Source organism: Rhodothermales bacterium (genome assembly GCA_013002345.1).
Taxonomy (GTDB): domain Bacteria; phylum Bacteroidota; class Rhodothermia; order Rhodothermales; family JABDKH01; genus JABDKH01.
Genome location: JABDKH010000349.1, coordinates 1 through 8,256 on the forward strand (window position 1 = coordinate 1; position 8,256 = coordinate 8,256).

Consider the following 8,256-nt stretch of genomic DNA (forward strand, 5'->3'; position numbering starts at 1 on the left):
GTGTGGGGGGGTACGCGTACACCCTCAGGTCGTCGACATCACGGGCAATCAGCCATTCCACCCCGTTGACTTTCCATGTGGCATACGCGACATGGAAGGACTTGTCGGCGGCGGTGACCACCTGTGGACCACCGCGCAGTCCACACCGTTCAATGCCCGACATGAGTGTACGACACCTGGCCTGTTGCACGATGTTGTCATGCGCGGCTCGCGGTTGAGCTTCAACCATCGCGGCTCCAAAAAGCAACTGCACGACCAATAGTACGGTCAGAAATTTCATGAGTCGTTTCATGTTTGCTTTCCTTTGCTTGTCGTGATCTCGTCGATGGGTCCGATGACTTCAACCCACGGGCCGGTGAGTGTGTCGTAGTGGGCTTGAGTGAATCCGTGTTGGCCGATCAGGTCTTGCACCACAACGGCCCATACTGCGTCCCATACTGCGTCCCGTGCTGCGACCCGTGCTGCGTCCCATGCTGCGGCCCATACTGCGTCCCATACTGCGTCCCGTGCTGTGACCCGTACTGCGTCCCGTGCTGCGACCCGTGCTGCGTCCCGTGCTGCGACCCGTGCTGCGACCCGTGCTGCGGCTCGTTCCGCTTCGGTGTCGGTGAGTGTCGCCGCCCGACGGATTATCGCTACCACCTGTTGCCAATTAGGGCCAAACGTCGCTTCCAGCTCCCAATCCCAAATCTGGCGGTGACCCACCATCTCCTGTTTCAACGTGTCAAACGTCGTCGCCTCGTTGTCGTTGAAATCGACACCGAACCCGAATTTGGCGCCCACCTGTTCGATTATGAAGGCGTCGCCTTTCTGCGGGGCGCACTGACGCAACGCCTGATACCAGCATTCTTTCTCGCCGTCAGACCATGAGCCTTGCATCCAGTTGTCACCATGGTTGAGGCGTTCGAGCACGTCGTCTACCGGCACTTCGATCATTGGTTCGTTCATTTCATTCTCCTTTGTCATCATGTGGTCAAGCGTTCGCAATAGGTGCACTTCAACACGGCGTAGCCCGACCGGGTAGAGCGGCCAGTCCACACCCATTTGTGGAACGGACGATACCAGCTGGCTCGTCGACAGAATGGATGATGCACCCGAGGGTCGGGGTCTTCCCACACGTCGCGGGTCATGTCAGCATCGCTAACAGGATCAGACCGGGCAACGCTCCGACCACCACAATTACGAGCACCCATTCGGCGATACGTTCCACGTTCATTTGTCCTCCGTTGCTCGACGGAACGTTCGCCATGCAGGCCAGATACCCAGAGCGTAGTGACGGCGTGCCGCCCAACGACCAGAACCTCGGTCGCATCCCAAGTAGCGCCAGCTTTGTTTCAAGAACCAGCTCATTTGTCCTCCGTTGCTCTACGGGCTTTCACCCATGTCCTCCAACGCCCAAGGCGTGATGATCTCGTCACGCACCACCGATCGGACACGGTGCAGGTCTGCCCGTAGCTGTTCGATCTCGGCGTCTTTGTCGGTGCCGATCTCACCCGACCTCACCGCCATAAGCGCCGACGTAGCCGCCGCACGCTCGTCTACACCCCACTTGTGTCGCGCTTCCCAGCAATCCCACCCGCGCGGGTGTCCGAGAAGGTTCATTGCGTCGTCAATATGTTGCGGCTCGTTCATGGTGTTGACTCCCTCGCCGCACACGATCCGAAGAACTCGCCAGATGAGAACAGCGCCCCACAGCGGACGCATCGGTACCACTTGTCAAAGCCAAATGCTTCCGACCAATCGGCCGCACGTTTCGTGAGATACGTTCGCTGAATCGGTCCGTGGTTCATGGTGTTGACCTCTGAACTGCGCCGTGTCGCCCGCAGCGCCCTTTCACTAGAACACGGCCGCACGTCATCGCATAGGGGCCGTCCCAAACGGTCTCGGGGCAATGCTTTATCAACTCAGGTGAATGGACGAATTGGGCAGAACACGAGGACGGATGCGAATGGGTTGCGGCGAGGGATGGTTCGGCCTCTACCATTGCCGTGAGACACGCGCGGCACAGGTCCCACACTGGCGAATCGTCACAGTTGGCCCCGCATTCCGTACACGGCGTGTCGTCGTTCATGGCGACACCTCTCCTTCTACGATGAGGCGAGCACGAACCCCTGCCTCTTTCACGGCACGTAAACCGTCTGAGTCACAAAGTTCGTTGGTAACGATCTCATCGAGCAGGTTCTCATACACGCCCATCTCTTCACACCATTCGTGAAGTTTGGCCAGTGCTTTCATTTCGTAGGTAACAATCTCACCCGACTTCACCCGTTTCAACGCAATGGTCTGTCCCGTGTATAGGGCAGCGGTCATTATCGACCCGTTCGGGTTGTTGCTTGCCGCCTGCTGTTCCATTATCAGTGAGGCTTCGGCGATTGCGTCGTCAATATGTTGCGGCTCGTTCATGGTGTTGACTTCCTCGCTGCGGCACGTTTGTCCCGTTCGGCCAGAAGACGATTCAGCCCCCTTCGACGATTCGCCAACAGTTGCTCGGCGTCGGTGACCGCCCATCTTGCCGCTGAAATTTCTATCAATAGCGCCTCATTGTCTGCCCGTGGCGCATCGTGGTCGTTCATGGTGTTGACTCCCTCCGCTCTGGGATCGTTTCCTTCGCCCATACCTCTCTCCTTCTCTCCTTCGTGTGGTGGGGAGTGTTCAGTGTAGCACATGCTAAGGTTCGCCGCCATGAAACGTAGAACCTTTATGGGCATCACCACTACAACGGTCGCGGCGCCGATACGCCTCCCTGACGCGTGAGGGTCGGTGCCCTGTGTGCGGGGTCCGGTGCCCTGGAGCTCGGCCTACCGTGGGAACACGAGCTAGTCTGGGTTTCAGAAATAGATTCCAATGCCTCGACGATTCTCGAGGAAAGATTCGGCGTTCCGAACCTCGGGGATTTAACTGAAATATCCAACCCGCCGGCGGTGGATTTAATTACTGCCGGGTGGCCCTGTCAGCCCGTGTCCCAGGCGGGGCTCGGCAAGGGAGTAAACGACGAAAGATGGTTAATTGATGATGTCCTCAGGATCGCCGAAGAAGCGGAAGCCCAAGTCCTCATCATGGAGAACGTTCCCGGTATCTACACCGCCAACCAAGGTGAAGCCTTCCGGCGAGTTGTCACTGGACTGGCCGAGGGACGCTGGCTTGCGGAGTGGGGTCGTTTCGGAGCGTTCCAAGTTGGAGCCGCGCATCGAAGAAATCGCTGGTTCTGCATCGCTGCTCGCAACACCGACAGCTTGGCTGGGGCGCAGGCCATCACACTCGGACACGACCCGGCCGGGATGCTCGGGGGCGGGTACTGGCAGGGAGCTGACGCGGGATATAGCGAAGCTCCCACCGACACCAGCGGGAGCGGACGGACACCGGGGACCGGACCTCAAGAGGGCACAGCGACCGAACTCGGGGGGCATGGACCTGACGACGACGGTAGAGAGGATGCTGCCCACCCCGACGACACAGGACGCGGCGAACACGGCGGGACCATCACAGATGAAGCGGAATTCTCTGCCGTTGAACACGTTGGTGACGTTGCTGCCGACGCCAGCGGCGAGTATGCCGAACGACGGGGAGGACGTCATCCAGTGGATGGAGAGGAAGAACCGGCACGCCAACAAGAAGAACCCGACCAGAGCCGGCATTCCACTTCCGATCGCAGTGCAGCTACTCCCGACAGCAACAGCTTCGGACTCGAAGGGGGGGCGGAGGGACACGGCGAGGAAGGAAACGTGGACTTCGAATCCCGGCGTGACCCTGACCGACGCAGCGCAGTCGATTGGGGAAAATACACTCCCGCCATCGAACGATGGGAATATCTCATCGGACGACCAGCCCCCAACCCCGTTTCCGATGTCGGAAGACTGAGTCCCCGGTTTGTCGAATGGCACATGGGGCTGCCCGACGGGTGGGTCACCGACATTATTGAGAAACGCACCCATTCCCTGAGGATTCTTGGAAATGGTGTGGTCCCACAGCAGGCCCACCATGCCATCCTTCAGCTCAGTGAACGTTTACAAACAACGGTTGTTAACGAGCCTGAACAGATGGGGTTGTTCTAGCGCCAAGTAATAATCTCGCCGCGTTCCTCGCGGTTGTGCATTTGCTGTGGGTGACGATACGCCATTGAACGGCACTGGGTCGAACAGTATTTGCGGGCACGGCCAATCCTCGGCCAGCGCACCTCCATCTTGCGGTCACACCACAAGCAGTGTGATTTATCCATCTCCATAATTGTATTTCCCTTCCAGATATTCTCGGAAATCTGACTGGCGGATTCTCTTGTATCGCCCATTGCCGGCGTTGATGTGCGGTATGTCTCCGGCCTGCACCATGTTGCGAACCTTGCGTTCGGACAGGCCCAACAGTTCGGCCACATATTCAAGGCTCCACAATACCAAGTCTTCGTCGATTTCTCGGGACTCTGAAACGATGGTCACCTGCCGACGCAACTGTTGTATCTCCTTGGCGGCGTCATCCAGCAGTGCTGAGTACGGCTCCATCCCGTCCTTCCACGACAGGTGGGCGGCGTTCTCCTGGAGTTGCCACACGATGTCTTCAATCTCGTCACTCATGGGGTAGAATTTTACACGTTCAACCAAGGAGTCAAGTATTTATGGAAGAATTCAACCCAAACTACGAGGAAATAGTGAATGTAATCAACCAAAAGCACCCAGAAATACTGGAATGGGCGATTATGGCAGTACGTTCTGCTAAAATGGAGGCTTGGATTCAATCTGAAAGAGAACCCTCCAATGGCAGCGAAGAAAAAGACAGCAGCGACACCGACTGAAGACGACCTCGGCGGAAGCGAATCAGCCGGGACCGAAACACGCCAGTCCCTGGGTGGAGTGTCATTCAATACGACCGACGCCCGAGCCACCCCCGTTGTGTTCGACGGTAAGGAAGTAAAGACATCCACGAAGACTGCCGCCGACTACTACAAGAGCACGAACCGCGGGGGACGCGACCTCACTGATGAAGAGGTCGTGCAGGTGCTCACCGATGCGGGAGTCGAGCAGCCCAAAGGGTGAACTGGCCTCGCCCTGCGGTCGCCGTTGAACAGCGGTGGCCTCGCCCAGCGCGGGCCGACAACACGGCGCTGTCGTATTGGCCTCGCCCCGCACTGTCACCTAAGGCGGAGTATCCCAACCTACGGGAACTCATGCGCCTTCTCATCGGCGACCAAGAATGGCGGGCCGATGCCCAGTGTCGCAAGGAGGGGGTTCCCACCGAGAGGTTCTTTCCTTGGCGTGGCGAATCCCAAACTGCGGCCAAAGAATGTTGCAGTCGCTGTCCCGTGAGGCAGGAGTGCTATGATTTTGCAGTTGAGAACGACGAGAGGGGAATTTTCGGTGGAGTCCTGTTCAGTAGGTAACCGTGGAAATTAAAAAGCTTTCAGCAACGTCCATTTCTCGTTGGCTGGACTGCCCCGCATCGTGGAAAGCAATTTACTCTGCCAAAGATCGACCCTCAGAATTAAGTGGTTCCGCGGCCCAGCTCGGCTCGGCTTGCCACCGCGCCCTCGAGGAGTGGGTCGTCGAGGAACACTATCTTCAGGGTTACGACGACGTGACCGCCGAGATGCAGATGCGTTCGCTGTACCACACTGCCCATCGGGAAGTGTTCGGTGCCCGAGGCGCTGACCGGTACAACGAAGGAGCTGAACTCTGTGTGCAGTGGGTGGAGCGGACCCCATTCACCGGAGAGGTGCTGGGTACCGAGTACCGACGTGAAGCCGTGCTCGATGGCGTTGGGATCACCACCATCATGGACCGAGTAGACCGCACCCCCGACGGTGAGCTGGAAGTCGTCGACTACAAGACCAGCGTCATGCGCATGGCACCCGACGAGTTGCACAACGAGATTCAGCCTCGCTTGTATGCGTGGGCGGCTTCCCAAATCTGGGGCATCGACAACGTGTGGGTGACGCTGGATCAGTTGCGACACCAGGCGGTGAGCTCGCTGTTTACCGAAGAAGACCACGCCCGCACGGAAGAATTTGTTTTATCTGTCATTGAGGACATCAGGAAAACAGAAGAACCCGAAGAGAAACTCAATTCTAAATGTAGATTCTGTGTGCGCCGGCACCGGTGCGCCACGCTGTCTTCCCACCTGGTCGCCGGCGGACCACTCAGCCTCGGCGATGTGGACGACGTAATCGCCCAACGTTATGAAACTTCCGTCGCCATCAAGGGACTTGAATCTCGACTGGCCGATTACGACGATCTCATACGTGACCACGGTGAGGCTCAGGAAACCTCAGAATGGATGACACAGGACCACAAGGTCGTGCTGTGGCAAGGCGCACGATCGAAGCGGCCAACCGTGAGAGTCAAACCCCTCTGACGTGGCAGCGAAAGGCGACCGGGGACGGTGCGACCAGATCGCCTCTGCGCTCACCAGACGCGTCGAGCAGTGCGAATACTGTGGCACCCACGTACCGTTCGGGGAGCTTCACACGTCGCACTACGTAAGCCGTACCATCTCGTGGACGCGGACCCACCTGCCCAACCTCGTATCAGCGTGCCCGTCTTGCCATTTCAAGGTCGGATCACGCCCCGACATCCACTACCGATGGTTCGTGTACCTCAGGGGTGAAGAGGTGGAGCGGGAGATACACCAACGGACACTCTGGACCGACAAGTTCAAGTGGGCCGAGGAACGTGAGCGCCTTGAGCAGCTCGCCGTCGCAGCGTTGAGCGAACCCCTGTCACCTCAAGCCGAGGTTGGTGTGCGACGAGTGATCCGCAAGCGGAGCCTAAACCGCTGACACGTTCAGCACTGTGAGATGTTTTGGTTTGGGTCACTGAGCCCCGTGTGATTCCAGTAATCATTCTCAATGAGCTCGCCGTCCTGGTGCAGTGTTATGGCATCGACTGACCCGTAATTAATGATGCCGTCGTAGCAGGTGGCCCCATCGTCTTGGATAATCGAACCCCCATGTAAGTGTTCCGCGGCAGCGTCGTCGATGTTGACATCGTTCTCAAGCATCACAATGTTGTCGGTCACGGCGTCGCCTGCCATCGCCACCGCGTCGTCGGCTTGAGCCTGCAGGAAGCGGTGCAGTTCGACCACGGTGGCATCGCTGGCATCATCTTGGCCATGAGCTGGCCCGATGTATCGAATACTCCCGTTGATAACCTGAGCCGGCCCGATGTATCGAATACCCCCGTTGATAATCGACCAGTGTTCGGGCACCAACCCATGGACCGGTGCCGGGACTTGAGCCGGGAAGAATTGTTCACCGACGATCGGGTCACCGGCAAAGCTGCCGACAAACGGGTCGGCGTTGAGAGCCTGTCGACCCACCGCCACCGTAGCGGCGGCACCCCTGATAAAGCTTCTACGTTCCATCGCCGCAACCTAACACAAAAAGGGACAAGCCCCCCGACCGGAGCCGAGGGGCTTGAAGTGGAGAGTGGGACTGACTACCCACATGAACCAGCACCATTGTTCGTTACGAGAATGTATTGGTTCAACACACACGTTTGCCCATTTGGCATCAACTCCCTCGATGGTGTCCCATCTCAAGCCCGCACCCTTGCCTCAGGACTTCCCGTTGGCAGGTTTGGTTCTGTTGACCGTGGCTACAATTTCTGACTTCCACAGTGCCAGGAAATCACGCTTTCTGTCATCTCCGTGCCGGTCCGTCGACCAACGAATGCCAACTTACACACCTGATGGCGGCTTGTCAAGGACTTTCCTAAACATTTCTTTGGTGATTCCCATGACGGCTTCCTCACCGAACTGATCTTCAACCAGTTCACGCCAGTCGCCGACGCGGGATGCGTCCAGAATTTCGAGCCCCACAAAGGTTCCGTCGGGTTCAAAGTCGGCAACCATGTTGGTCCTGATCGGCACCGAGTTCACCGCCTCGGCCTGGGGGGTGCGATATTCGATGTACGCGCAGTCAGACTCTCGGTCGTAGGTGTACTTCACGACATCAAGACTGCTTGATGGTGTGTCTTTACTTCTTTGGACATGATGTCCTTTCCTGTAGTGGGGTTGGGGTCGGAGTTTACCCCATGAGATGGCCCCGCGTCAAACGAGGGGGGGGGCTTTTGGGGGTGGAGTTTGAAACCGAAAAAGTGAAACGGCCAAAAATATACCAGAAAATTTGGCCCCCAAAAGAGCCGAAACCCCAGACCGAACGGACAGAAAGGAGGAAAGAGCCGTTGGCCTGAGGTTCCGACATTATTGCCCCGAAGTTGGATGACGGGAATCCAAGGGGGGCAGTACGGGGCATTATAACAGGTACGTCAT

At 57.8% G+C, this 8,256-nt stretch carries 13 protein-coding genes; 6 read left to right on the forward strand and 7 right to left on the reverse strand.

The features are described 5' to 3' along the window. The 4 genes from HKN37_16395 to HKN37_16410 form a co-directional block, all read right to left on the reverse strand. Positions 1–292 (reverse strand): hypothetical protein (locus tag HKN37_16395; protein NNE48233.1); only part of this gene is annotated, 292 nt, incomplete at its 3' end. After that, entirely contained in the window at positions 289–1,116 is an 828-nt protein-coding gene (locus HKN37_16400) for a hypothetical protein (GenBank protein ID NNE48234.1), read from the reverse strand. The genes HKN37_16400 and HKN37_16395, both read right to left, overlap by 4 nt. 249 nt (positions 1,117–1,365) lie before the next feature. Then, positions 1,366–1,632, reverse strand: coding sequence for a hypothetical protein (locus HKN37_16405; protein ID NNE48235.1), 267 nt, complete (start codon positions 1,630–1,632; stop codon positions 1,366–1,368). A 435-nt stretch (positions 1,633–2,067) separates the two neighbouring features. Continuing rightward, complete coding sequence (locus HKN37_16410) at positions 2,068–2,403, reverse strand: hypothetical protein (GenBank protein ID NNE48236.1); 336 nt, start codon at positions 2,401–2,403, stop codon at positions 2,068–2,070. 347 nt (positions 2,404–2,750) lie between these two features. On the opposite strand from HKN37_16410, the gene HKN37_16415 reads away from it, so the two are divergent. Beyond that, positions 2,751–4,052 carry a hypothetical protein gene (locus HKN37_16415; GenBank protein ID NNE48237.1) on the forward strand — a complete coding sequence of 434 codons (1,302 nt, stop codon included), beginning with the start codon at positions 2,751–2,753 and terminating at the stop codon, positions 4,050–4,052. Positions 4,053–4,208: 156 nt separating this feature from the next. Here the strand turns inward: HKN37_16415 and HKN37_16420 are convergent, their stop codons facing one another. Beyond that, positions 4,209–4,565, reverse strand: coding sequence for a helix-turn-helix domain-containing protein (locus tag HKN37_16420; GenBank protein NNE48238.1), 357 nt, complete (start codon positions 4,563–4,565; stop codon positions 4,209–4,211). Between the two features lie 41 nt (positions 4,566–4,606). Here HKN37_16420 and HKN37_16425 point away from each other — a divergent pair, with 41 nt between their 5' ends. From HKN37_16425 to HKN37_16445, 5 genes are all read left to right on the forward strand, one after another. Continuing rightward, complete coding sequence (locus HKN37_16425; GenBank protein NNE48239.1) at positions 4,607–4,783, forward strand: hypothetical protein; 177 nt, start codon at positions 4,607–4,609, stop codon at positions 4,781–4,783. Next, a complete protein-coding gene (locus tag HKN37_16430) occupies positions 4,746–5,024 on the forward strand; it encodes a hypothetical protein (protein NNE48240.1) in 279 nt (92 codons plus the stop codon). The genes HKN37_16425 and HKN37_16430 overlap by 38 nt, the downstream gene beginning before the upstream one ends. A gap of 131 nt (positions 5,025–5,155) precedes the next feature. Beyond that, positions 5,156–5,368 (forward strand): WhiB family transcriptional regulator, encoded by a 213-nt coding sequence (locus HKN37_16435; protein NNE48241.1) that lies wholly within the window; start codon positions 5,156–5,158, stop codon positions 5,366–5,368. A 2-nt stretch (positions 5,369–5,370) separates the two neighbouring features. Beyond that, complete coding sequence (locus tag HKN37_16440; protein NNE48242.1) at positions 5,371–6,339, forward strand: PD-(D/E)XK nuclease family protein; 969 nt, start codon at positions 5,371–5,373, stop codon at positions 6,337–6,339. Position 6,340: 1 nt separating this feature from the next. Next, on the forward strand, positions 6,341–6,763 hold the full coding sequence (locus tag HKN37_16445; protein ID NNE48243.1) for a hypothetical protein: 423 nt from the start codon (positions 6,341–6,343) through the stop codon (positions 6,761–6,763). 5 nt (positions 6,764–6,768) lie between these two features. Here HKN37_16445 and HKN37_16450 read toward each other — a convergent pair whose 3' ends face one another. Together HKN37_16450 and HKN37_16455 are read right to left on the reverse strand one after the other, a co-directional pair. After that, positions 6,769–7,347, reverse strand: a complete 579-nt coding sequence (locus HKN37_16450; protein NNE48244.1) for a hypothetical protein — start codon at positions 7,345–7,347, stop codon at positions 6,769–6,771. 315 nt (positions 7,348–7,662) lie between these two features. Beyond that, the gene (locus HKN37_16455) at positions 7,663–7,932 is read right to left on the reverse strand and encodes a DUF2283 domain-containing protein (GenBank protein NNE48245.1); all 270 of its coding nucleotides are present in this window, start codon (positions 7,930–7,932) and stop codon (positions 7,663–7,665) included. Positions 7,933–8,256: the final 324 nt, after the last annotated feature.